Origin of the sequence: Paenibacillus sp. YAF4_2 (assembly GCF_052113225.1) — a bacterium.
In the GTDB taxonomy this organism is placed as follows: Bacteria; Bacillota; Bacilli; order Paenibacillales; family Paenibacillaceae; genus Pristimantibacillus.
Map to the genome: position 1 here is coordinate 159,758 of NZ_JBFRCT010000006.1, position 23,660 is coordinate 183,417.

A 23,660-nucleotide genomic window follows, 5' to 3' on the forward strand; every position below is an offset into this window, starting at 1 on the left:
ATCCTATGGATGATGCGCCTTTTTTATGCTTTTAAGTGCGCTTAATCGGAGGAGCCTTAATCCATTTTAAAGAATAACCCTCTCATCAACATTTGCTTTATTAACTACATAAGAATGTACGCGCAATGTCCCAGAACCATTTGGGATGAGTTTATTTTGCTGCGTTAGGTTTCGGAGGATTCGTCGCGCAGTCTCAATATGAATGTTTAAATAATTACTAACATCGCTGGGACGAATGGGCTGAGGTGAGCGAAGGGCAAGACGGAGCACCTCTTGCTGGATGATCGCTTCTGATGGGCGCTGGGTATAATGCTGATCGAGCCAGGTACTCATGAACTGCTGTACGATTTGCTCGCACATGCGTGGACGTTCAGTCACATCGTCGTAGGAGAATCTGAGGATTCTCCAGCCGTCAATAACAAGATGATTCTGGCGTATACGCTCATCGGAGAATTGTGTCCGGCTGGCTTGCGAAAAGTGTGGTCCGTAGCCATCGATTTCAATATTCAGCTTCAATGGGTATTTGATATAAGCGAAATCAAGGAATCGTGTGCCATCGCGGAAATCAGAAACTTCGTATTCAGGGTGCAGATGATCAAAAGAGCGGAAAGCCGGGTACCATACGTTCTGGAGGAATAGAATTTCTGCGTGGGCATGCCCATGTTGAAGTCTTTCCTTTGCTTTTCCTTTACGCAGCTTCAGATGCTTTTCGTACCATTTTTGGTGAAAGATTTGGAATGACATGATGTCGGGGCTCCTCTCCAAAATAAAACACGCCGCTCACCTCAACATCATGCGTTGAGGAAAACGGCGTGTTCTTCACGACCGAATGTTTGATTTGTGTAGATTGTACCATTATATGGATGATCTGATCAAGGGGGAGAGAGTGTTGATAGGTGCGAGAGTCAAATAAGACGGAAAAACCGTACTGTAGCCGGTACGAGTGGGTCCGGAGGAGCGAAAGCAGCCGAATAAGACGGAAAAACCGTACTACAGCTGGTATGAGTGAGTCTAGTGGGGTGAAAGTAGCCGAATAAGACGGAAAAACAGTACTACAGCGGGTATGAGCGAGTATGGTGGTATGAAAGTAGCCGAATAAGACGGTAAAACCTTACTACAGCAGGTATGAGTGGGTCCGGCGGGGCGAAAGTAGCCAAATAAGACGGAAAAACCGTACTACAACAGGTATGAGTAAGTCTATTGGGGGGAAAGTAGCCGAATAAGACGGAAAAACCGTACTACAGCGGGTATGAGCGAGTATGGTGGGGTGAAAGTAACTGAATAAGACGGAAAAACCGTACTGCAGTGGGTCCGAGTGTGTCCGGGTAGGGTGAAAGTAGCCGAATAAGACAGAAAAACCGTACTACAGTGGGTTTGAGCTGGTCCGCTTGGGTGTAAGTAGCCAAATAAGTCTTAAAAGCCGTACTAAGGCCGATAAGGGTAGGTCCCCAACGGCGTGAAAAGCAGGGTGATAGTAGCATAAATAGAGCACATATGACGTGATTGTGAACATATATTGTGTATTAAATATATATGTGATATATTATTTCCGAATAATGATGGTTATATGGGTAAATGTGTGTAATAAAGAGAATGAAAGGGTGAACCGTTATCCAGCTATCAAGTCGCCAGCTAGAATTGCTAGAGCTAGTTAAGAAGCACGCGCCTATTACAGGGGAACAGCTTGCAGAATATATGGGCGTCAGCCGTCCGACGCTGCGTTCGGATTTGTCGCTGCTTGTCATGCTTGGCCTGCTTGATGCTAAGCCGAAGGTTGGTTATTTTCTCGGCACGGCATACCGTTCAACGGACGATACGGCAACGCGGCAACGCTTCGACAATATCAAAGTTCGTGAAATTCAAGGGGTACCGGTCAATATACCGGAGACGTTGTCCGTTCATGATGCGGTCATTACCTTGTTCACTGAAAATGCGAATACTCTGCTCATCGTTAACGAGGATAAAAAACTGGCAGGTATCGTTACACCAAAGGATCTGCTGAAAATGACGCTCGGAAACCCGGGAGCAGCGACTGTGCCAGTCAGTATGGTCATGACACGTTATCCGAATATCGTCACCTTAGTTCCGGAAGAATCCGTTTCGGATGCGGTTCGAAAGATGATGCTCCATCAAATTGACTGCCTGCCTGTCATTATACCTGGCGAAGGCGGGCCGGAGATTAGCGGATGGGTATCAAAATCGAACATTATCCGGCTGATGTCGGATATTGCAACAGCTGCGGAACTGGGGGATTAGGAGCTATGTCAGAGCAGATTATCTACGTTTGTTCAGATGCGGTAGGGGAAACGGCAGAGGCAGTTGCAAAAGCAACCCTGCGTCAGTTCGCATCGGATCATGTAAAAATTAAACGATTCGGTCATATGAAGACCGAAGAAGAAGTGATTCAGATTGTCGCGGAAGCGGCGAGTACGGGCGGCTTCATCAGCTATACGCTTGTTCAGCCCGAGCTGCGTGAGCTTATGAAGGAAGAATCTTTTCGCCGGGGTGTGAGGGCGGTCGATGTGATGGGCCCAATGATGCAGGCTTTTGTTGATACCTTTGGCAGTTCGCCAAAGCGCATGCCAGGACTACTCCACTCCATCGATGATGAATATTACCGCCGTATGGATGCGATCGAATTCGCTGTCAAATATGATGACGGCAAGGACGCAAGAGGATTCATGCAAGCACAAGTTGTGCTGATTGGCGTGTCGCGCACATCGAAAACACCACTTAGCATTTTCCTATCCCACAAGGGGATTAAAACAGCTAACTTACCACTTATGCCGGAAGTCAGACCACCTGCCGAACTAACACCAGCACCTGGCAGATTGATTGTTGGGCTGACGATGCAGCCGGAGCCTCTGCTTCACATTCGAAGCGAGAGACTTAAGACGCTAGGACTTCCAGGCTCTGCCCAGTATGCATCTATGGAGCGTATTTTGGAGGAGCTGGAGTATGCAACTCAAGTGATGGAATCACTAGGCTGTCCGGTAATTGACGTCACCAATCGTGCGATTGAAGAGACCGCAGGACTCATTATTGAACGTTTATCCTAAATAAAAAAACGTTGCCAACGTATTTATCACATAAAAATGGCAATACGTTATGAGAGGATGCCCAATTAATGTTAGAACGCGAATTGTCTTTAGAGCTTGTTCGAGTCACGGAGCTTGCGGCGCTTGCCGCCTCCCCTTGGATGGGCCGGGGAGATAAGAACAGCGCCGATGGTGCGGCGACTGAAGCGATGCGGAGTATGTTTGATACGGTATCGATCCGCGGAACGGTCGTCATTGGTGAAGGTGAGATGGATGAAGCGCCGATGCTCTATATCGGTGAACAAGTGGGCAGCATGTTAGGGCCTGAGGTGGATGTAGCCGTCGATCCTCTTGAAGGGACGGAGATCGTTGCCAGAGGTCTTAACAATGCAATGGCTGTTCTTGCTGTAGCAGGCAAAGGTCAGCTTCTCCATGCACCCGACATGTATATGGAAAAGCTGGCAGTTGGCCCTGAGCTTGCAGGGAAATTATCGCTAAAGGATCCAATCCGAACGACGCTGGAAAAGGCGGCACTGGCGCTAGATAAGCCAATTACGGACCTGACCGTTATGATACTGGACAGGGAGCGTCATGCGGATATGACCCGTGAGCTGAGAGCAGCCGGCGTTCGCATCAAGTTTTTGTCGGATGGGGATGTAGCTGGGGCACTTGCACCATCCTTCCCAGAAGCGGGCATCGATTTGTATGTTGGCTCAGGCGGTGCGCCGGAAGGTGTGCTGGCAGCGGCTGCGCTCAAATGTCTAGGCGGCGAGATTCAAGGCAGGCTGATGCCGGAAAGCGAAGAGCAATATGAGCGCTGTGTCTCTATGGGGCTGTCTGACCCTCGCAAAATATTAGCGATTGACGATATGGTAGGTAATGGAGATGTCATCTTTGCAGCGACTGGTGTGACGCCAGGAGAATTCCTTGGCGGTGTGCGTTATATGCCGGATCAACGGGCAGAGACTCATTCGATGGTGATGCGGGCGCAGACCCGTACCGTGCGATATGTGAAGTCCCTGCATTATCTGCCGAATAAGCCTCTTCTACGCAAATAAACTAGGAATGAAAGAAGGAATGGGAATGGAACGAACCTTTGTCATGGTGAAGCCCGATGGTGTGAAACGTGGATTAATCGGCAGCATAGTAGCAAGATTCGAGCACAAAGGCTTTAAGCTCATACAGGCGAAATTGATCGACATCGATAAGCCTTTGGCAGAGCGCCATTATAGTGAGCACGCAGCGAAGCCGTTCTTCGGAGAGTTAGTCGAGTTCATTACTTCAGGTCCTTCTTTCGCTATGGTCTGGGAAGGCCCTGGTGCCGTAAAAAATGCCCGTACCTTGATTGGCCGGACGAATCCATCGGATGCAGATGCCGGTACCATTCGTGGTGATTTTGCGCTAAGTGTAGAGAGCAATATTGTGCATGGTTCTGATTCTGTCGAGAGCGCAGAACATGAGATTCAAATGTTTTTCGGAGATCAGCTGTAACGCATGAGGAACCAAGGCGAAGCTTGTTTTGGTTGACGGCGTGATCACGAATCCATCACTGATTGCATAGGAAGGCCGTGACTTCAAGGACAGGGCTTAATAGCTGCAAAGGCTGGAGCAACCTATATTAGTCCTTTTGTCGGACGCCTGGATGATACTGGTAGTTACCGGCATATTGGTCATGTTGAGCAGGCTGCACCGACGCTGGGGTAGCGAGATTTCTAAGTGATTGGGGCAATAGAAAGCTATAATTGCAGAGTCGTTTCAAACACAAAAACTCATGTAACGGGTAACCGTTTGCATGAGTTTTTGTGCTTTTTATAGAAAATTACCATGCAACAAAATGTCGCAATGTTATGAAAACACATGAAAAAGCTATTGACAATGATACGTTTTGTATCTTAAAGTAAGTAGTACAAATAAGGATACGATTTGTATCGAAAGTCCTACTCAGGTTGCAGGAGGGAAGCGTGTGGAGCTAAAGCAGTATGTACAGATCGTGATGAAGAAGTGGTGGTTGATCGCAGCCGTCGTCATAGTCGCCGTCGTTGCAACCGGCATTAAGAGTTATTTTTTCACAACCCCTGTCTATCAGGCTAAAGCAACTCTTATTGTCAATCAATCCCCGCAGCAGGCTGGTGTAGAAACGCTTAATCTTGGATTATTGCAGTCCAATGTTATGTTGATCAACTCTTATAAGAAAATCGTTGAATCAGCTTTCATTATGGATAAGGTTGTCGAGCAAAATCCTAATATTGGCGTTACCTCTGACCAATTATCCTCGAAAGTTACAGTCACCTCCGCAGATGAATCGCAAGTAATGGACATCATGTACAGCGGTTCTTCCTATCAGCAGGCAGCTCAAATTGTAAATGTGGTATCCGAAATTTTCAAAGAACAAATCCCAAATATCATGCAAGTGGATAACGTCACCCTTTTGGATAAGGCAGATGAGAAAGATGTGCCGAGTCCCATTAACAATAGCCCTATTCTTAACATGCTGATCAGCTTTATCGTATCGTTAATGCTGGCTGTCGGCATTATCTTCCTACTTGATTATTTGGACGACACAATCAAGAGCGAGACCGAAATGCTGCAAACCCTGGATCTTCCTGTTCTGGCCTTGATCAATAAAATCAATAGACAGGATCTAGGAGTTTCCAAGAAACCACCATCTATATTGATGAAAAAAGATCATAAAGAAGCATCATACGCCACACTTAATCAGTAAGGATTGCTCCGGGTTTGGCAGCTCTGGACCTTTTGTCAGAGCTTTGTTTTATATAGAGATAAACAAAAACGGATAGGTGAGGGTGAGAGTGAAATGAATAAGGTGAAAAAGGCAATTATACCTGCTGCGGGACTCGGAACCCGGTTCCTTCCGGCAACAAAGGCTATGCCCAAAGAAATGCTGCCAATTGTCGATAAGCCAACGATTCAGTACATTGTCGAAGAAGCAATTGCATCAGGCATCGAAGACATCATTATCGTAACGGGCAAAGGGAAAAGGGCAATCGAGGATCATTTCGACCATGCCTTCGAGCTGGAGCATAATTTGTTCAGCAAAGGCAAGTTTGACTTGCTGGATGAGGTTCGGCGTTCATCAAACGTCGCTATCCACTACATCCGGCAAAAAGAAGCAAAAGGACTTGGCCATGCGGTATGGTGCGCACGTAATTTTATCGGTAATGAGCCATTCGCTGTTCTGCTCGGTGACGACATTGTGCAGTCGCAAGTACCGTGCGTGAAGCAATTGATTGAGCAGTACGAACGGACAGACCGCTCTGTTATTGGTGTTCAGTCTGTCAAGGAAGATCAGACGGATCGATACGGGATTGTAGATCCAATGGAGAAGTTTGATCGGCTCTACCAGGTGAAGCGTTTTGTCGAAAAGCCTAATAAGGGACAGGCGCCTTCCAATCTTGCTATTATGGGACGTTATATTTTAACCCCTGAAATATTCGATTACTTGGAGAATCAAGAAGAAGGAACTGGAGGCGAAATCCAGCTGACGGATGCCATTCAGAGGCTGAATGAAAGTCAGGGCGTATATGCTTATGATTTCGAGGGGATTCGGTACGATGTTGGGGAGAAGCTAGGTTTCATTACGACAACGCTTGATTTTGCTTTAAGAAATGATGAGCTTAGAATTCCTCTGCTTGCCGCTATGGAAGAAATGATCGTGCGAGAGCAGTCTAATAAGATTAATTAGAGGTGAAAGGTGATGGCTCCAACCCCTCAGCAAAATGATCTCGAAGCGGTCTTTGATGCCGCAACCCTGTACACGGCTTACGAGCGTCGGCCTTTACGGCTTTATTTAATGATTAAGCGAGGGTTTGATCTTATTGCCGCTACCACGGGAATAATCATACTTGCTCCGATTTTTCTCCTCGTTGCCTTGTGTATCAAGCTGGAAAGCCCAAAGGGCTCTGTTTTCTTCTATCAAACCCGGGTCGGGCGTAATGAGCAGGTATTCAAGATGTTTAAATTCCGCTCGATGGTTGCCAATGCTGAGGAGCTGCTAGAAGGACTGCTTAGTCAGAATGAAATCGAAGGAGCCATGTTTAAGATGAAGGAAGATCCCCGGATTACGAAAGTGGGGAAATTCATCCGGAAAACAAGTATCGATGAGCTGCCGCAGTTATGGAATGTGATTAAAGGCGATATGTCACTAGTTGGTCCACGTCCTGCATTGCCACGTGAGGTACAGGACTACAGCAGCTACGATAAACTTCGGCTTAAGGTGCAGCCCGGATGCACTGGGCTGTGGCAGGTTAGCGGCCGTAACGAGCTCAGCTTTCAGGAAATGGTTGAGCTGGATTTGAAGTATATCGAAGAGCGGGGATTTCTGTTTGATCTGAAGCTGGTCCTGCTTACCGTGAAGGTCATGTTCGGCTCCAAGAACGCTTATTAGAGATAGAGCGAAACGGAGGAGTAGGAATGAAGCTAGTACTGTTGTCCGGAGGCTCGGGGAAAAGGCTATGGCCGCTTTCCAATGATGCCCGTTCGAAGCAATTCCTGAAGGTGCTCGAGGATGAGCAGCATCAGTTAGTATCCATGGTCCAGCGGGTATGGGGACAAATTGCCGATAAGGGACTCTCTGAAAATAGTTATATTGCAACAGGCAAATCGCAGGTCGAAATGATGCAAACTCAGATTGGCCGGCATGTGCCGTTAATTATTGAGCCCGAGCGCAGAGATACCTTCGCCGCTATCGCTTTGACCGCAGCTTATCTCTATTCGGAGCAAGAGGTCGGGCTGGATGAAGTAATTGCTATTCTGCCCGTAGATCCCTATGTAGAGAGCCGTTTTTTTGATGAAGTCAAGCAGCTCGAAAACGTCCTGCATGCTACGGAGGCAAACCTCGCATTAATTGGTGTCAAACCAACCTATCCTTCCTCGAAATACGGGTATATTATTCCTTCCGGTGATCAAGATGGAGATGGCTATCGTGATGTGAACCGGTTTGAGGAGAAGCCTTCCGAAGAGCGTGCCGCTGAGCTTATCGAAGAACATCATGCGTTATGGAACTGCGGCGTGTTTGCCTTTAAGCTTGGCTTTCTTATTCAATTGCTTGAGCAGAAAGGGCTGCCTCTTCATTATAAGGAGCTATTGAAGCAGTATCATACACTGCCGAAAGTCAGCTTCGATTATGAAGTGGTCGAGCGGACTAGTCATATTGTCGTCCGGCCGTATGAAGGCTACTGGAAAGATCTTGGCACCTGGAATACGTTGACAGAAGAGATGGGCAATCATCTGATCGGCAAAGGCATGATTAGTGAAGACAGTATCAACACTCATCTGATCAACGAGATTGATATTCCGGTATCTATTCTTGGATTATCGAATGTAGTTGTTGCTGTAAGCCCGGATGGTATTCTTGTATCGGAGAAAAGCGCAAGTCCCCGGGTGAAAGATTTCATCGATTACAATCAGGGCCCTATGTTCGAGGAACGGAGCTGGGGCTGGGCTCGGATTCTCGATGATCAGCATTATGATGATGGACGATCAGTGATAACCAAGCGTGTTGGTATATTGCAAGGCCGGAATATCAGCTATCAACTGCATATTAACCGGGAGGAAGTATGGACCATCGTGAAGGGTGAAGGTGAGTTCGTCCAGAACGGCAATTATATGAAGGTGAGAGCTGGCAATGTGCTGCATATTCCGATGAAGACCTTGCACAGCATCCGTGCGGTATCTGATCTGGAGATCATTATTGTACAATCCGGCAATGGAGGAGAGGACAGCCGAATCGTCGAGCTGTACAATACGTGGGAAGAAGTCGAGGAGCATTGTACGAATATGTAGGAATAGGCATGGAACAAGGCGCATTCGTCTCGACGAATGCGCCTTTCTATTATTTGAAATCTATACAAGAGAGGAGGGCTGGTTACAGTTGCATTTCATAGTTTTGTTTCATATATGGAAGGAGGAGATGAAAGGAGGATGAATGTATGGCGACAGGCAAAACAAAAAATATGGGCATGAACAGCTGGGGAACAAATGAAACGGTAAAACAAACCGATTTAAACGCAAACTTTGACGCTTTGGACAGCGAGCTTAGTGCACGCGGTTTTAATATTCGCTGGAAAGGAGCGGATGCCAGCGGAGCAGCGGGCAGTTACAACGCGCTGTTAACAGCAGTTAATGATACCGCAACAACAGCCATTTTTATTCCGCCAGGCTTGTATTTAATTGAAAAAAATATTACGATCCCAGCTGCGAAAAGGCTTGAATTTGCAAGAGGTGCCCGGCTGAAACCAGCAAAGGGGATTACCATTACTGTAAACGGAACCATTGCGGCAAGTATTTATGATTGGATCTTCGACATTACGGCTGGAGGCATCATAGCAGGAATGCCTAAGGTAGGTGATATTTATCCAACGTGGTTTGGGGCAGTAGGTGATAGTACGGCAGATGATACTGCTGCATTTCAGGCAGCAATGTCTCTATGCGGGAAGAAATATCGGATTTTTATCCCAGTGGGTAAATATCGTATCCGTCAGACGATTACCAATAATTCACGCGGAATGTATGGAGCGGCTAACTATTTGGATGATGGTCAGGCTGGTTCTTTGCTGGTGTGGGATCCGATTGATAAAACGACGGACCTACTACCCTGTATCCGGATTGAGAACGCTGCAGTTGGCGCAAGCTTTGAGAACTTCGCCATTATTGGCCAGGTGAGCTATAATTCCCGAAACTTGTCGACTTGGATTAACAAAAGTCTGTTTGATCAGGATTCATACAGTATGTTTGCATCTGGTACCGCAGCTATCGAGGTGGCGGGAGGAGCTAAACCGATCTTTAGGAGTGTCAGTACCAAACAAGTGAAGGTAGGCTTGCTGCTTAATAGCACTGATGGGCATGTGACCTCATATGATTGTACGTGGGACGGATTAATTGGTCTTTATTGTATGAAAAACAGTGAGGATTATTTCATTGAGGGCGGTGGAATTACTGGTGCGTTCTGCTGCATTATGCTGGGAATTAAAGAACATGTCGGCCACTTCGGCGGCTTTAATGTAACGATGAAGCGTGTGCATATGGGATACTCCCCATACGGTATTTACCAAGTAATCGATTCGGACACCTATAATAATGGCAGTGGTGTTGTTGGGGGAATAAGCGGGACGATGGAGTCTGTCCGTTTCGAGCAAATCGGGGAAGCAGCTATCCGGTTGTTGTCTAAATCAATAACAAGCGGGTTATATATGTCCGGCTTTGGCATGTCTTGGTCTTCTATTGATCCGGCTTCGGCAGAATATTATGCTCTTCCCGATACATTAAAGGCTAGGGAAGCGAAGCAAAGCTACGGGGTATATCTGGGGACCATCTCGAATGCTCAGTTTGATAATATTGAAGGTGTTGTCGTCAAATCAAGCGCTCCAGGAACTTCAGGAACAGCGAGCATCAACATGTTAGAAAAGGGTAATGTCATAACAGGGTTGCAGCCGGAGTATGTGAAGATCCTGCAACGAAACGTAGCATCTACTCTGCTTTATTCGACACCGCTTTCTATAGGAGAATTGATTCACGCCAAAGCAAACAGTCCGGTCAGCCACGGTAACTTAATTGTAAATCCCGAACTGTTGAAAAACTGGAACATCGTTGCAGGTACCGGAGTTGGTCTCTCTATGATAACGAATTTGGACACCTTGCCTGTCCCATTCAGCTCTGAAATGAAGTCTTTCGTGGATAAGACAGTCGCAGGTGTACTCAAAATAACTCCGAACGGATCAAGCAACCCGTTTGTAGGGATATCGTTTAACCCTTCCCCGCTTACAGTAGACATGAAACGTTTCATTTGCTTTGAGTATTATGTTCTTTCCCCGCAAGCGAGATACCGCAGCAGGCTGGAATTCGGGAACTTCACCACATTGTACGACAACACCTTTGAAGTACCGGTGAACCAATGGACACGGATCACTTGCCGGGAGCAATCTGCTCCGAATACAAGCGCTTATTCCGCCTCCTTCTTTGATTTATCAGCTACACAGCCCACTTACCTTGCTGCCGTTATGGTATCTTACGATTTTAACGGCTCCTATTCTCCATATAATCATGCTTATGCGAAGCAAGCGATCGAAAGCGGAGATGCTTTCATTCTTACGGATAAAGCAACAGGTGCAAGAGGCAAAGTTGAATTAATAAATGGAAAACTGCAGATTACACCGCTCACGTAAGAAATTAACTCCGCCATAAGAGAAGCTATTAGCCGGTATCTCTGAATGCTCATTCAGAAATACCGGCTTTTGATTTGGAATAGCTCTTGACATGCTACTATTTGTATCATAAAGTTGTATATATACAAATCGTATCGTTAAGTACTGGCGGAGGTGCGAAATTGGAGATTAAACAGTATCTCAGAATTGTACTCAAAAAGTGGTGGCTGATTCTTATACTTGTCCTACTGGCTTGCACGGCTTCTGGAATAAAAAGCTACTATTATACAACACCAATTTATGAAGCAAATGCAAAGTTGATCGTCAACCAATCAGCTAATGAGAATCAACAGGGATTTCCGAGTGTCGGTTTATTACAGACGAACTTGATGCTAATGGACTCTTACAAAGAAATAATCGTATCGTCCGCCATATTGGATAAAGTCATACAGCTACATCCTAATCTTAAGGATTCCTCTTATCAAATGGCCAGAACGCTTTCAGTCAGTTCCTCAGATAATTCGCAGGTGCTTAACCTGACCTACTGGTCCACATCCTATGAAGCCGCAGCAGAAACAGTAAATGCCATTTCGCAAGTATTCAAAGCACAAATTCCAAGCATTATGAATGTCGACAACATCACCATTTTAAATGAAGCAAAAACAGGTGATGGTCTAGCGCATGATCCTGTTAACATTAATGTCTTGATGAGTGTACTAATGGCATTTGTACTTTCTCTAATGGCTGCAATTGCTCTGGTCCTCGTTCTCCACTTCCTTGACGATACCGTGAAAAATGAAGAAGAACTCAAGGAGCTTCTTGGAATACCTCTCCTTGCAGCAATGGGCAAAATAAAGAAAGATGATTTACGGAATAGTCGCGGAGAATTAGTCCTAATTCGAAATGAAGCAGGTGAGAATTCCTATGTCACGCTTAAGCAATGAAAATCGGTTAGTCGTTATGATAAATCCAAGCTCAGCCGTATCTGAAGCCTACCGAACGCTTCGGACCAACATTCATTACTCTTCGGTAGATTCGCCAATTCAGCTATTAATGGTTACCTCTGCACAGCCGGGAGAAGGCAAATCAACGGTAATCAGTAATTTGGCGGTTGCTTATGCGCTGGAAGGAAAGCGAGTTCTGCTGATTGATGCTGATTTGAGGAAACCCATCGTTCATCGTATTTTTTCACAAACTAATCGTGTAGGTCTGACGAATCTCTTAACGGGTATGAGCACCTTGCAGGAAGTGGTAAGGGACAGCGGAGTGGAAAATTTATCGCTTATTACTTCCGGAGCGACACCGCCAAATCCGGCAGAACTGCTTGGATCGACCCGAATGAAAGTTCTGATCGAGGAGCTGCGAGGACGCTACGATTTAATCTTGTTTGATACGCCACCGGTTCTGGCAGTCACAGACAGCCTGATCATCAGCTCTTTCTGCGACGGTGTTCTACTTGTTATCCATGCGGGCAAAGTAAAGAAGGCATATGTACGTAAGGCGAAGGAAAAATTGGATTTTGTCCAATCCCGCATTATCGGTGCTGTTTTTAACCAGATGAAGCGACATGAGGTAGCTTTTGCGAAATATTACGGATCAAGCAAGTAGAAGGTAAAAGACATCAGCGGCGCAGCAGAAGAGGTAATGTCTACTGGACCTTTATCACTGTAGGCACTCGGTCACGCTGTGGGTCAATTGACCTTAGACATCATTGTCGCTGGTGTGATGTGAGGACAGGTTGAATGCCTACTTATTTTTAAATAGCTAGCTATGTTTTCTTGCACAGCAAGAGGATATAGCTAGCTTTTTTAAAATCGATAAAGGATCGGTGAAGAGCTCATGAAAATTAGCGTCGTCATTCCTACCTATAAGCGCGTGGACAGCTTACGGAATTGTTTGGATGGGCTATCCAAGCAGCAGCGGCAGCCGGATGAAATCGTAATCGTTGCGAGAGATACGGATCGGGCAACATTGGACTTCCTGACCAGCTTCTTGCTGCAGCACCTAATATGTGCGGTTATTCACACCCCAGGCGCTGTGGCGGCGTATAACATGGGCTTAATAACAGCCTCAGGTGATATTATCGTCATTACGGATGACGATACGGTAGCTTATCCGGATTGGCTGGCTAGAATAGAACAGCATTATGAGGCGGATTCGCAGCTGGGTGGGCTTGGCGGGAAGGATTGGGTCTATCACGCAGGTCATCTGGAGTACGGGGAAGCAAGGAAAGTCGGAAAGCTGTCCTGGTTTGGCAGAATGACAGGCAATCATCATATTGGCATTGGCGTACCGAGGGAAGTAGATATATTGAAAGGAGCCAATATGAGCTTCCGCAAGCAAGCAATTGAAAATATCAGATTTGATGAGCAGCTTCGGGGAAGCGGGGCGCAGGTTCATCTTGAAATTGGAGTAAGCCTGCTTGTGAAGAAAGGTGGTTGGCGTCTTAGTTATGATCCGAGCGTATGCGTAAACCATTATCCGGCTGAGAGGTTTGATGAGGACAAACGGAATACATTTAACGAAACGGCTTGCTTGAACATGGCGCATAACGAAACCTACATTATTTTGAAACACTCCGGTATCTTACGCAGAATCATGTATGTGTTGTGGATCATAGCAGTCGGCAATAGTCCTTCGCCTGGGTTGTTGCAATTGGTTCGGATGGTTCCGCGTGAAGGATTAACCGCCTTTCGGAAGCTGCGAACGACTTTCAGAGGCAGATGGGATGGTTGGAAAACGTGGAAAACATCGACAGATTAATAGATTCGACCAGGTCAGCCATTCTGAAGAGCTTCAGTATTGGCGGCGTATTGCTTCTTGCAGCGGTCATTGGCAATACAACAGCGAAGACCTATCTATTTCAGGATCTTTGGCAGCTGTCGGTTGTCTTCCTCCTGACGATGGGTGCTGTATTCATCCATCATGTGAGACCCATTGCCTATTTGCCTTATATGCTGGCGGTCTGGTCCGTATATCCGGAGCTTAGACGGCTCCTGGACTGGTCGTATGGCTCCTACAGCGATATACCTATTATGACACTAGCGCCGTTTTTGGTAAGCCTGACAATGCTGATTCCGATTATTAAAGGGTTCAGAAATCTTTCCAAAAGTTCACGGGGGGTACTCGTGACAGCATTATTTATATTTGTATATGGTCTGGCTATTGGAATGCCCCGGTTTGGAGGAGTTGCATCTGGGTTTGATTTCATCAATTATATATCGCCGCTTCTTGTTGTTCCGTATGTCAATGCAAGTGATTTTAAGAGCTCTGCAAGAGATATCTGGTTKAGGAGTTTCTCGTGCATCGCTGTTTTAGTCGGAATATATGGGATCATACAATATTTTTTTATTCCTCCATGGGATGCATTTTGGATGATTAGTGCCGAAATGACATCAATCGGTCACCCTGAGCCAATGATGGTAAGGGTATTCTCCACATTGAATTCTCCAGGTCCTGCAGGTGTATATCTCTCATTTGCACTTGCTGTTATGGTGATGAACAAAAAATGGAGGGCATTTGGGTTTGCCGGTATTCTAATTGTTGCATTTGCTTTGCTGCTAACCCTTGTCAGAAGCAGCTGGATCGGACTTGCTGCGATGATTATTGCTTATTTCATGCAGGCTAAATCTCAAAACAAGATGAAACTTATTGCGATGTTAGGCGGATTGGTATTATTTGTTCAATTTGTTCTCCCTAGTCTGCCGGGTTCAGATTCGATTACTACGCGCTTCCAATCGTTTGGTAATCTGAACGAAGATACTTCCTACCAAGAGCGGCTTGCTTTCTCTACACAAATTACGTCGTATATATCAGCTAATCCGATGGGCAACGGTCTTGGCAGTACGGGGCTTAGCGCTAAGCTGAACAATACCGCTCTACAAGATTTCGATAATGGCTTTTTGAATATATTTTATACCTTTGGTTTACCAGGAGGACTGTTTTTTATCGGTCTCTTATTGTTTCTACTGGGCTATACGTTTAAGAGCAGTAAAGAGAATACGGAGTACCAGCATCTTGCCTTCGGGACGATGGTGGCGGTTATGTTCCTGCTGCTGAGCAGCAATATTTTGAGTGGTACCGGGGGAGTGTGTATCTGGTTTTTAGTATCTATGACTTTTGTGGAACCTGGAGAGAAGGTGAATTTATGAGAATGTGCTTCGTCACCCATAAGGTGAAAAAAGGCGATGGGCAGGGGCGTGTTAATTATGAAGTTATTCAGGATGCCATTGGACATGGCCATCGTATTGTCATTATCGCCTCTGAGCTGTCTGAGGATTTAAAGAATCATCCTCAGGTTGAATGGAAGAAGATATCGGTCAATGGCTGGCCTAGTGAATTGATAAGAAACCAGATATTTGCGGTTAAATCGACACTTTGGTTGATAAAGCTTCGTTCCCTTATTGATTTTACAATTGTTAACGGGTTTGTAACTTATGCCCGGTCGCATATGAACTGTATTCATTTTGTCCATAGCGCGTGGCTTGCTTCCCGCTATCACCCCTATCAGGAAGGGAAAAACTTCCGTTCATTTTATCAATATATATATACCCGGCTCAATCGAAGCCTGGAGCGCTATGCTATGAAGCGTACAAGCACGATTGTTGCTGTATCGGATCAAGTGAAGCAAGAACTGGTTGATAAAGCAGACATTTCGGCGGAACAGATATCTGTTATTCGCAACGGAGTGGATTTACAGGAGTTTTATCCTAGGCTAGTTGAGCGGGAAACACTTAGGCTGTCGGAGGATACGGTCTATGCTATGTTTGCCGGTGACATCCGTTCCTCACGCAAAAATCTGGATACCGTGCTGAAGGCGCTCGCTGAAGTACCGGATGTTCACTTGCTCGTAGTCGGATGGACGGAAGGTAGCAGCTATCCTCAGATGGCAGCCGATCTAGGCATTAAGGACCGGGTTCATTTTCTGGGATACCGTAAAGATATGGCCGAGCTGATGTCCGCTGCTGATCTGTTCGTCTATCCTTCCCGCTATGAGCCGTTTGCCCTTGTTCTGCTGGAAGCAATGGCGGCAGGGCTTCCTATTATTGCAAGCCGTAATTGTGGAGCAGTTGAGCTGCTGAATGAAGAAGCAGCAGTTATTCTGGATGATCCCGACGATAGCAAGGCTTTGGCTGAAGCGATACGGTCCTGCGCTTTTAACCGCAATCGGTTAAAGCAGATGGGTGAACAAGCAGCTCGTATAGCCAGAAGCCATTCTTGGAAGGACATGGCCCGTCATTACAGCCGGTTAATTGAAGAGACGGCACATTGCAAAACCATGACGGCCGCTGAGTCGTGAAAGGAAAACGATATGGCTCTATTAAAAATGTTGAAACGTAAGGACAGCTTTGGCTACATGGCCCAGATTTTTGCATCCAATGTATTTATTCTCGTATTAAATACGTTGACGGGAATCATTATTGCGAGATTTCTGGGGCCGGAGGGCAGGGGCGAACAGGCGGCGATGATAATGTGGCCGCAGTTGCTGTCTTATATTGTTACGCTTGGGTTGCCATCCTCAATTATTTATTATATGAAGCAAAAGGACAGTGATCAGGGTTCTCTCTTCCTTGCTTCACTGGGGATGTGCTTTGGACTAGGGACGATGTCAATGATCGGGGGGATGATTTTTCTTCCTGGCTGGATGGACGGCTATTCCTCTGATAAAATCCAATTCGCCTGCTGGGCGCTTGTTCTGGTCCCGTTCGGACTTCTTGGGGCAATTAATAATGCCGTTCTGCAAGCCCGAGAAGAGTATGCCTTATTTAACCGCATACGGTATTTACCGAATATCATTACGCTCATTCTGCTGCTTGTTCTGGTTCTAGCAGGTCATGTCAATCCGTTTTATACATCTTTGGCTTATCTCGCACCAACGATTCCGCTTTCTCTTTGGATTATGGTTCGACTGCTGACTGTGTACTCGTTCAGACAAAAGGGGATTTTGAATTCTTCGAAGCAACTGGTGCAATATGGCATCCGCTCTTATGGAACGGATCTAGCAGGTACCTTGTCCTTTTATATCGATCAAGTGCTTGTTGTTGGTTTACTGTCTCCTGTCAGCCTCGGCATCTATCTGGTAGCTTTGAATTTGTCGAAAATGCTGGACATCATTCAAGCTTCTGTTGTGTCCGTTCTGTTCCCGCAAGCCTCAGGATTAAAGCAAGCCGAAGCCATTCAGCTCACACTGAAGGTTTACCGGATTAGCTCGGTCATTACTATTGGACTCGTAATTGCCGCTATAACATTTGCACCATTCGGGTTAATGCTACTGTATGGCAAATCCTTTGCAGATGCCATACCGATCTTCCGAATACTGATCATCCAGGCTGCAATCGGGAGCGCAACATGGACTCTGGCTCAAGGGTTTATGGCAACGGATAAGCCAGGCAGGGTAACCCTGCTCAAGGTTGTCTCCTTATTTATGAATGTCGTATTAATCAATCTACTTACACCTCATCTTGGAATTATAGGAGCTGCTTATTCGCTGCTGATCTCTGCAGGAGTGAACTTTTTGTTCATTTTGCTGCTTTACCGTCTGGAGCTTGGAACAAGTTGGATGGCTTTCTTGTTTGACAAGGAGGATTGGCTTTGGATGAAAGAGCAGTTGAGCCGGAGAAGAACAAAATCGATGGACGAGGGGAGGGCTTTATTATGAACATACTCTTATCCATTCATCATGAAATGAATATTAATGCAGGGGCTGCCAACGTTACCTATCAATTGTCCAGGCAATATGAGCAATCAGGCCATCAGGTCAGTTTGTTTTCATACGACAATTTACCAACCTATCTGCCGGGAAGATTGAAGGCCATAGCCTTCCCCTATTATTTATTCAAGCATATCAGGCGCTCGAGAGGCCGGCTGGATATTGTAGATGCATCAAGCGGTGATGCCTGGATATGGAGTCTGTTCAGGAGAAAGAGCCGAGAGCCGGCACTTGTTACAAGAAGCCACGGACTGGAACATACGATGCATGAAGGTCTACTAGAGGAGCATAAGCGTGGGAATATCAAGCTTTCCTGGAAATATCCGATATATCACGGTGGCATTCGTCTTTGGGAAGTAGCGTTATCTTTTCGGAAGGCGGATGGAGCTTTGTTCCTAAACCAACAGGATTATCGTTATGCAGTAACCAGATTGAAGGTGAAAGAGGACAGCACCCGCCTCGTCAGGAACGGTCTGCCAAGCGAATTTCTTGGATTGCCGATAATACCTACCATTCTTGAGCCAGGTGAACCAATTCGGATTGTGCAGATAGGTAGCTATATTTTACGTAAAGGGATTAGATATACCGCTGAGGCAATGAACTTAATTTTACGGGAGTATCCTCATGTGGAAATATCGTTTATCGGGACGGGCTGTCAGCCTGAGACGGTTATTGCAGACTACGATCCTTCCGTTCATTCCCGGATCCGCGTCATTCCAGGCTATAACCATAAGGAGCTGCCGTCACTGCTGACTGGTCATCATATCAAGCTGCTGCCGACATTGTCGGAAGGTTATCCGTTATCGTTAATTGAAGCAATGGCCTGCGGCTTAGCTCCTGTTACCTCATTTACGACAGGTGATTTTCTGCGTGATAACGAGGATGCGATAGTTATTCCGATGCGGGATTCAGCTGCAATTATTAAAGGACTGAAGCAATTGCTCGAGAATCCTGAACTTTTATTAACTCTCCGGTCGAAGGCTTATGAGACAGCGCAGCTGCATGACTGGGGTCAAATTGCCGGGGAAGCTATCCAATTCTATGAAGAAGTGCGCGGGGTGAAGGGCGGATGAAGATCGTACATATCGCGAATCATGTGCAGGAGGTTGGCAACGGCATTGTTAACGTAATGGTCGATCTGGCTTGTGAGCAAGCAAAGATGGGCAATGAAGTCATTGTTGTTTCTGGAGGAGGAAGCTACGAGGAGCTGCTCAACCAGTATGATGTCGTCCATTACAAACTTGATCAAACGAGAAAGCCTGCACCGATGCTACGGGCTTTTTTTCAATTTCGTGCTCTAATGAAGCGGGTTCGTCCGGATATTATTCACGCTCACATGATGACAGGCGCTCTGTTATCTCGTTATTTGAAAGGGCTGAACTCCTACAAGATTGTTACACATGTACACAATGAGTTTCAAAAGAATGCCGACTTGATGAGGGTGGGCGACGCCGTCATCGCCGTAAGCAATGCGGTAGCCGAATCAATGGCTGCAAGGGGGATTAAGGAAAGCAAATTAAAGGTCGTACGCAATGGCACGGTCGGAAGCCCGAGGAAGATACATGTTTCATCCATGCTGGATCTGAAAGGATCAATTATTGTGACAGTTGCAGGCTTGTATACACGCAAAGGAATCGGGGATCTAATTGAGGCATTTGACCGGATCGCCGCCAAGGTAGAGGATGTCAGGTTATATATTGTCGGAGAAGGTCCGGACCGGACCTTGTTCGAGAAAATGGCCGGCTTATCGATTTACAGGAACCAGATTAAATTTGAAGGCTTTCAGCTTGATCCTGCCTCATATATGCAGGCCGCAGACGTATTTGTTCTAGCTTCCCACAAAGACCCGTTTCCGCTTGTGCTCATCGAGGCGAGGGAAGCGGGCTGTGCCATCGTAGCCACTGATGTGGACGGCATTCCTGAAGCACTTGATCATGGGGGTTCCGGTGTGCTTGTTCCTCCCAAACAGCCCGCTCTACTTGCGGAGGCGATTATCGAGCTGCTTGAGGATACAAAGAAACGGGAATATTTCCGCGAGCGCGCAAAGCAGGGGCTGGAATTTTATCAAGTGCAGCGGGTTGCAGAAGAAACACTTCATATTTACAGAGAAGTTTTGAGTCGATAAGGGATGAAGAGAGTGATTGCCGATGAACGTGTTAACGACTGGATTAGGATGGAATGAACAGCAGCCTGGAGGATTAAATCGATATTTCGTTGATTATACGAATGCCATGAAGGAATACGGACATACCGAGCTCGGTCTTATTGTGGCCGAGCCGGGAGTAGAACTAAATACCAGCTTGAATGTAAACAATACAGCGACTAATGCATCCGGCCTTCTGTCACGGATCCGGTCGGTGAGGGCTCATGCGCTGCAATCGTTGAGTACGTTTCGTCCGGATGTATTTAACCCGCATTTTGCCTTATATGCTTCCATGGTATCCAGACAGTCACTACCTGATCATATCCCGATCGTCACTCATTTTCATGGCCCGTGGGCTCTTGAGTCCAAAATGGAGGAAGGCGGCAAGCCCCGAATTGTGAGAGAAGCCAGGTACCTGCTCAAGAAGCAGGTCGAACAGCTGACCTATCGCCGCACTGACCGCTTTATTGTACTCAGTGAATATTTTCGCGATATCTTGTCGAACAACTATGGCATTGACCACAGTAAAATTCACATTATTCCAGGAGCTGTGGAGCATGAGCGGTTCAAGCCTCACCCGGACCGACCGGCATTACGGGCAAGACTGGGGATAGCACCTGGTCAAAAGCTTCTGTTCTGTGCTAGGCGCATAGTCCACCGGATGGGTATTGATCGGCTGATAGATGCCATGCAGGCGGTTGTCCGGGAGCATCCGGGGATCAGGCTGTATATTGCCGGAGACGGTCCGATGCGAAGTAAATATGAACAGCAGATTGTTAGGCTGGGCTTATCTGCGAATGTAAGGATGCTGGGCAGGGTGTCAAACGAAGAATTGGTCGAGTGGTATCAAGCGGCAGATTACAGTATTGTTCCGACCATAACCCTCGAAGGTTTTGGTCTTGTCACGATTGAGTCAATGGCTTGCGGGACACCAGTATTCGGTACGCCTTATGGAGGAACGAGTGAAATTTTGCGTCAAATCTCTCCGGACTTGCTGTTCAAAGATGGGACGGCTGAAGCAATGAGTGGGAAGCTGATAAATGCTTTAAGGGGACAGTTTTTGCTGCCGTCAAGAGAAGCATGCAGGGAGCATGTGCTTCAGCGGTACACATGGAGCAGTGTGGCAGGGGCAGTAACCGATGTGTTCCGAGATGCCATAGAGATGAGGAGTAAAGGAGGGGCTAGCCGATGAGAGTCGCCTATTACAATCATACCAGTGCGGTAAGCGGAGCTGAGATAAATCTGATGGTGACGGCCAAGCACTATACGAAAGCTCATCCGATTGTTTTTGCGCCTGAAGGCGAGCTGCTTGATCGGGCCAGAAAGGACTGGCTGGAGGTTGTGCCGCTGCCAAGCTATAATGCGCGGCTTAGCCGCAATCCATTCCGGCTGGCTGCGGGAGTGACCGGCATGATTAAAGCCGGGTATCAGCTTTCGGAAGTGGTGGCAGCTCGTGGGGTAGATGTGATCCATGCCAATTCGCTTCGGGCAGGGATGATGGCATCGTTGTTTTATTGGCGGCACCAGATTCCTGTTATATGGCATTTGCATGATATTCCACCGAAGGGGCTGATTGGTAAAGCGATACGGTTGTATGCTTCGCATGCGGCACAGTCGGTTATTGCCATCTCAGAGCCAGTTATGAAAGAGTATCAGAAGCTGGGGAAGCGTGTTCATCTCGTCCATAACGGAGCTGTACTCAGCGAATTTTCTGATAGAGAAAAGGCCTATAACCGGGAAAAAATTCGGGCCGAGCTGAATACACCCCAGGAAGGTCGTGTAATGACAATAATTGGCCAAATTGCGCCTTGGAAGAGGCAGGCTGATGCGATAAGGGCGCTTCATACCTTACTTCAACATGGAGAGGAGAATTATTTATGGATTGTCGGAGAGCCCAAGTTCCGTGAGGAGAATGAGAGATATCTGGAGGAGCTTCACCAGCTGGCCGACCAGTTAAAGGTAAAGCATTACATCCGTTTCACAGGTTTTCGTGAGGATGTAGACGAAATATGCTGCGCATCTGACCTGCTGCTGCTTTGTTCGGAGAACGAGCCTTTCGGTAGAGTCATAATAGAAGCGATGGCACAGGGGACTCCGGTCATTGCAACAAACGGCGGCGGGGTAACAGAGATTATTCAGCATGGACGGAACGGATTACTGTATTCGACCGGGCAGATTTTGGAGCTTGTTCAATGTATTAAGGATCTTCAGAGGATGGAGCCGCTGCGCAGGCTAATCAGTGATAACGCCATTGACCGGATTAAGGAACGTTTTTCGATCGGGCAGGCAGTGGCTAGGACGGAGCAGATCTATATGCAGGCAGTCAGCGGAGGAGCGGGTATTGGGGGCGAAATCCAGGAAACCAAGGGGGTGGCGAAATGAATTATCGGGTAGCCATTGTACATGATTATATGAATCAAATGGGAGGAGCTGAAAGAGTTGTCGGCGTTATGCACAAGCTGTTTCCAGAAGCACCGATTTATACAACCATTGTAGACAGGGAAAAGTTATTGCCTGAATTTCACGATGCCAAAATTGTGACAACATGGATGCAGCGTATCCCGAATATTTTACGTGATTTCAAGCTGTACTTTTGGCTGTATCCGTTTGCCGTCCGTTCAATGAATTTAAAAAACTATGACATCATTATCAGTTCCAGCAGCGCCTATGCTAAAGGAATACGTAAACCGGAGCATGCAGTTCATTTATGCTATTGCCACTCCCCGATGCGGTTCGCTTGGAATTTTGATGATTATATTGAGAATGTAAGGGTGTCACGGTTCCGTAAAACAGCGGCCAAATGGCTGACCTTTCCTCTGCGGATTTGGGATAAATCCAATTCGAAGAAGGTAGACCGTATGGTTGCCAATTCCAGTATTGTGAAAGAGCGAATCAAAAAAAATTACGGTTTGGAATCAACTGTCATTTATCCTCCTGTTGAGGTGGGAAGGTTTACCGTAAGTCAAGAGGAGTCCCAGGATTATTACCTGATCGTCTCCAGGCTTGTCTCTTACAAGAAAATTGATATTGCCGTCGAAGCCTGCTCCCGCCTTGGACGCAAGTTGTTGATCATAGGAGACGGAGATGATCGGGAACGGCTCGAAGCAATGGCAGGTTCAACCGTTCAATTTTTAGGACGCAGGAGTGATGAAGAAGTTGTCCGTTATATGCAGAGATGCCGGGCACTGCTCTTTCCAGGGCTTGAGGATTTTGGGATTACTCCTCTTGAAGCCAACGCCTGCGGCAGACCGGTCATTGCATTCCAGGCAGGAGGAGCATTAGATACGATTAAGTCCGGATTAAACGGGATGTTTTTTAAAAATCAAAGTGCAGGGTCTTTAATGGTTGCTCTGCAAAACTTTGACGGTATGAAATGGGATCCGCAGCTTATTAGGGAACATGCAGAGTCGTTTAATGAACGTTTCTTTATTGAGAGGCTATTGTCCAGTCTGCAAAGTGCAATTGATCCACATGGAAGCAACTTGAAACATTACGGGGTGGAGGCAGGCGTCCATTTTGGGAGATAGTTCTGTGTGTGCTGATACATTTTGTTGATAATTTTGGGTTATTTTGCTACAATTAGTATCATAAAGAAAGAGAGGTGAGTTCAA

The 23,660-nt window shown here is 46.6% G+C and carries 21 protein-coding genes and 1 pseudogene; 21 read left to right on the forward strand and 1 reads right to left on the reverse strand.

Translation table 11 applies throughout. The features are described 5' to 3' along the window. Nucleotides 1–66: 66 nt before the first annotated feature. Complete coding sequence (locus AB4Y93_RS15885; RefSeq protein WP_441893560.1) at nt 67–744, reverse strand: DNA-binding response regulator; 678 nt, start codon at nt 742–744, stop codon at nt 67–69. Nucleotides 745–1,638: 894 nt separating this feature from the next. Between AB4Y93_RS15885 and AB4Y93_RS15890 the strand changes: the two genes are divergently transcribed. The 21 genes and pseudogenes from AB4Y93_RS15890 to AB4Y93_RS15990 all read left to right on the forward strand — a co-directional run bounded on the left by AB4Y93_RS15890 (nt 1,639) and on the right by AB4Y93_RS15990 (nt 23,576). Beyond that, the gene (locus AB4Y93_RS15890; protein WP_441893562.1) at nt 1,639–2,256 is read left to right on the forward strand and encodes a CBS domain-containing protein; all 618 of its coding nucleotides are present in this window, start codon (nt 1,639–1,641) and stop codon (nt 2,254–2,256) included. A 5-nt stretch (nt 2,257–2,261) separates the two neighbouring features. Next, nucleotides 2,262–3,059 (forward strand): pyruvate, water dikinase regulatory protein, encoded by a 798-nt coding sequence (locus tag AB4Y93_RS15895; RefSeq protein WP_441893564.1) that lies wholly within the window; start codon nt 2,262–2,264, stop codon nt 3,057–3,059. A 68-nt stretch (nt 3,060–3,127) separates the two neighbouring features. Then, nucleotides 3,128–4,096, forward strand: coding sequence for a class II fructose-bisphosphatase (glpX, locus tag AB4Y93_RS15900; protein WP_441893566.1), 969 nt, complete (start codon nt 3,128–3,130; stop codon nt 4,094–4,096). 25 nt (nt 4,097–4,121) lie between these two features. Further along, entirely contained in the window at nt 4,122–4,529 is a 408-nt protein-coding gene (ndk, locus tag AB4Y93_RS15905; protein ID WP_441893568.1) for a nucleoside-diphosphate kinase, read from the forward strand. 90 nt (nt 4,530–4,619) lie between these two features. Beyond that, nucleotides 4,620–4,727, forward strand: a pseudogene (locus AB4Y93_RS15910) (transaldolase family protein); the annotation flags it as partial. A 274-nt stretch (nt 4,728–5,001) separates the two neighbouring features. Further along, nucleotides 5,002–5,760: a YveK family protein gene (locus AB4Y93_RS15915; RefSeq protein ID WP_441893570.1), complete on the forward strand. Its 759-nt coding sequence runs from the start codon at nt 5,002–5,004 to the stop codon at nt 5,758–5,760. Between the two features lie 93 nt (nt 5,761–5,853). Further along, nucleotides 5,854–6,741: a UTP--glucose-1-phosphate uridylyltransferase GalU gene (gene galU, locus AB4Y93_RS15920; protein ID WP_441893572.1), complete on the forward strand. Its 888-nt coding sequence runs from the start codon at nt 5,854–5,856 to the stop codon at nt 6,739–6,741. A 12-nt stretch (nt 6,742–6,753) separates the two neighbouring features. Further along, nucleotides 6,754–7,443: a sugar transferase gene (locus AB4Y93_RS15925; RefSeq protein WP_441893574.1), complete on the forward strand. Its 690-nt coding sequence runs from the start codon at nt 6,754–6,756 to the stop codon at nt 7,441–7,443. 26 nt (nt 7,444–7,469) lie between these two features. Next, a complete protein-coding gene (locus AB4Y93_RS15930; RefSeq protein WP_441893576.1) occupies nt 7,470–8,840 on the forward strand; it encodes a sugar phosphate nucleotidyltransferase in 1,371 nt (456 codons plus the stop codon). 146 nt (nt 8,841–8,986) lie between these two features. Continuing rightward, nucleotides 8,987–11,218, forward strand: a complete 2,232-nt coding sequence (locus tag AB4Y93_RS15935; RefSeq protein WP_441893578.1) for a glycosyl hydrolase family 28-related protein — start codon at nt 8,987–8,989, stop codon at nt 11,216–11,218. A 161-nt stretch (nt 11,219–11,379) separates the two neighbouring features. Further along, entirely contained in the window at nt 11,380–12,141 is a 762-nt protein-coding gene (locus AB4Y93_RS15940) for a YveK family protein (RefSeq protein WP_441893580.1), read from the forward strand. Continuing rightward, nucleotides 12,122–12,805 carry a CpsD/CapB family tyrosine-protein kinase gene (locus AB4Y93_RS15945; protein WP_441893582.1) on the forward strand — a complete coding sequence of 228 codons (684 nt, stop codon included), beginning with the start codon at nt 12,122–12,124 and terminating at the stop codon, nt 12,803–12,805. The genes AB4Y93_RS15940 and AB4Y93_RS15945 overlap by 20 nt, the downstream gene beginning before the upstream one ends. A gap of 231 nt (nt 12,806–13,036) precedes the next feature. Further along, nucleotides 13,037–13,960, forward strand: a complete 924-nt coding sequence (locus AB4Y93_RS15950) for a glycosyltransferase family 2 protein (protein WP_441893584.1) — start codon at nt 13,037–13,039, stop codon at nt 13,958–13,960. Next, nucleotides 13,939–15,348, forward strand: coding sequence for an O-antigen ligase family protein (locus tag AB4Y93_RS15955; RefSeq protein ID WP_441893586.1), 1,410 nt, complete (start codon nt 13,939–13,941; stop codon nt 15,346–15,348). The genes AB4Y93_RS15950 and AB4Y93_RS15955 overlap by 22 nt, the downstream gene beginning before the upstream one ends. Further along, on the forward strand, nt 15,345–16,496 hold the full coding sequence (locus AB4Y93_RS15960) for a glycosyltransferase family 4 protein (RefSeq protein ID WP_441893588.1): 1,152 nt from the start codon (nt 15,345–15,347) through the stop codon (nt 16,494–16,496). Before AB4Y93_RS15955 ends, AB4Y93_RS15960 begins: the two co-directional genes overlap by 4 nt. A gap of 12 nt (nt 16,497–16,508) precedes the next feature. Beyond that, complete coding sequence (locus tag AB4Y93_RS15965) at nt 16,509–17,855, forward strand: lipopolysaccharide biosynthesis protein (protein WP_441893590.1); 1,347 nt, start codon at nt 16,509–16,511, stop codon at nt 17,853–17,855. Beyond that, on the forward strand, nt 17,789–18,979 hold the full coding sequence (locus AB4Y93_RS15970; RefSeq protein WP_441893592.1) for a glycosyltransferase family 4 protein: 1,191 nt from the start codon (nt 17,789–17,791) through the stop codon (nt 18,977–18,979). Before AB4Y93_RS15965 ends, AB4Y93_RS15970 begins: the two co-directional genes overlap by 67 nt. Next, nucleotides 18,976–20,031 carry a glycosyltransferase family 4 protein gene (locus AB4Y93_RS15975; RefSeq protein ID WP_441893594.1) on the forward strand — a complete coding sequence of 352 codons (1,056 nt, stop codon included), beginning with the start codon at nt 18,976–18,978 and terminating at the stop codon, nt 20,029–20,031. The genes AB4Y93_RS15970 and AB4Y93_RS15975 overlap by 4 nt, the downstream gene beginning before the upstream one ends. Nucleotides 20,032–20,053: 22 nt before the next feature. Next, the gene (locus AB4Y93_RS15980; RefSeq protein WP_441893596.1) at nt 20,054–21,241 is read left to right on the forward strand and encodes a glycosyltransferase family 4 protein; all 1,188 of its coding nucleotides are present in this window, start codon (nt 20,054–20,056) and stop codon (nt 21,239–21,241) included. Further along, nucleotides 21,238–22,431, forward strand: coding sequence for a glycosyltransferase family 4 protein (locus AB4Y93_RS15985; RefSeq protein WP_441893598.1), 1,194 nt, complete (start codon nt 21,238–21,240; stop codon nt 22,429–22,431). Before AB4Y93_RS15980 ends, AB4Y93_RS15985 begins: the two co-directional genes overlap by 4 nt. Then, the gene (locus tag AB4Y93_RS15990; RefSeq protein ID WP_441893600.1) at nt 22,428–23,576 is read left to right on the forward strand and encodes a glycosyltransferase; all 1,149 of its coding nucleotides are present in this window, start codon (nt 22,428–22,430) and stop codon (nt 23,574–23,576) included. The genes AB4Y93_RS15985 and AB4Y93_RS15990 overlap by 4 nt, the downstream gene beginning before the upstream one ends. The last annotated feature ends 84 nt before the right edge of the window (nt 23,577–23,660 follow it).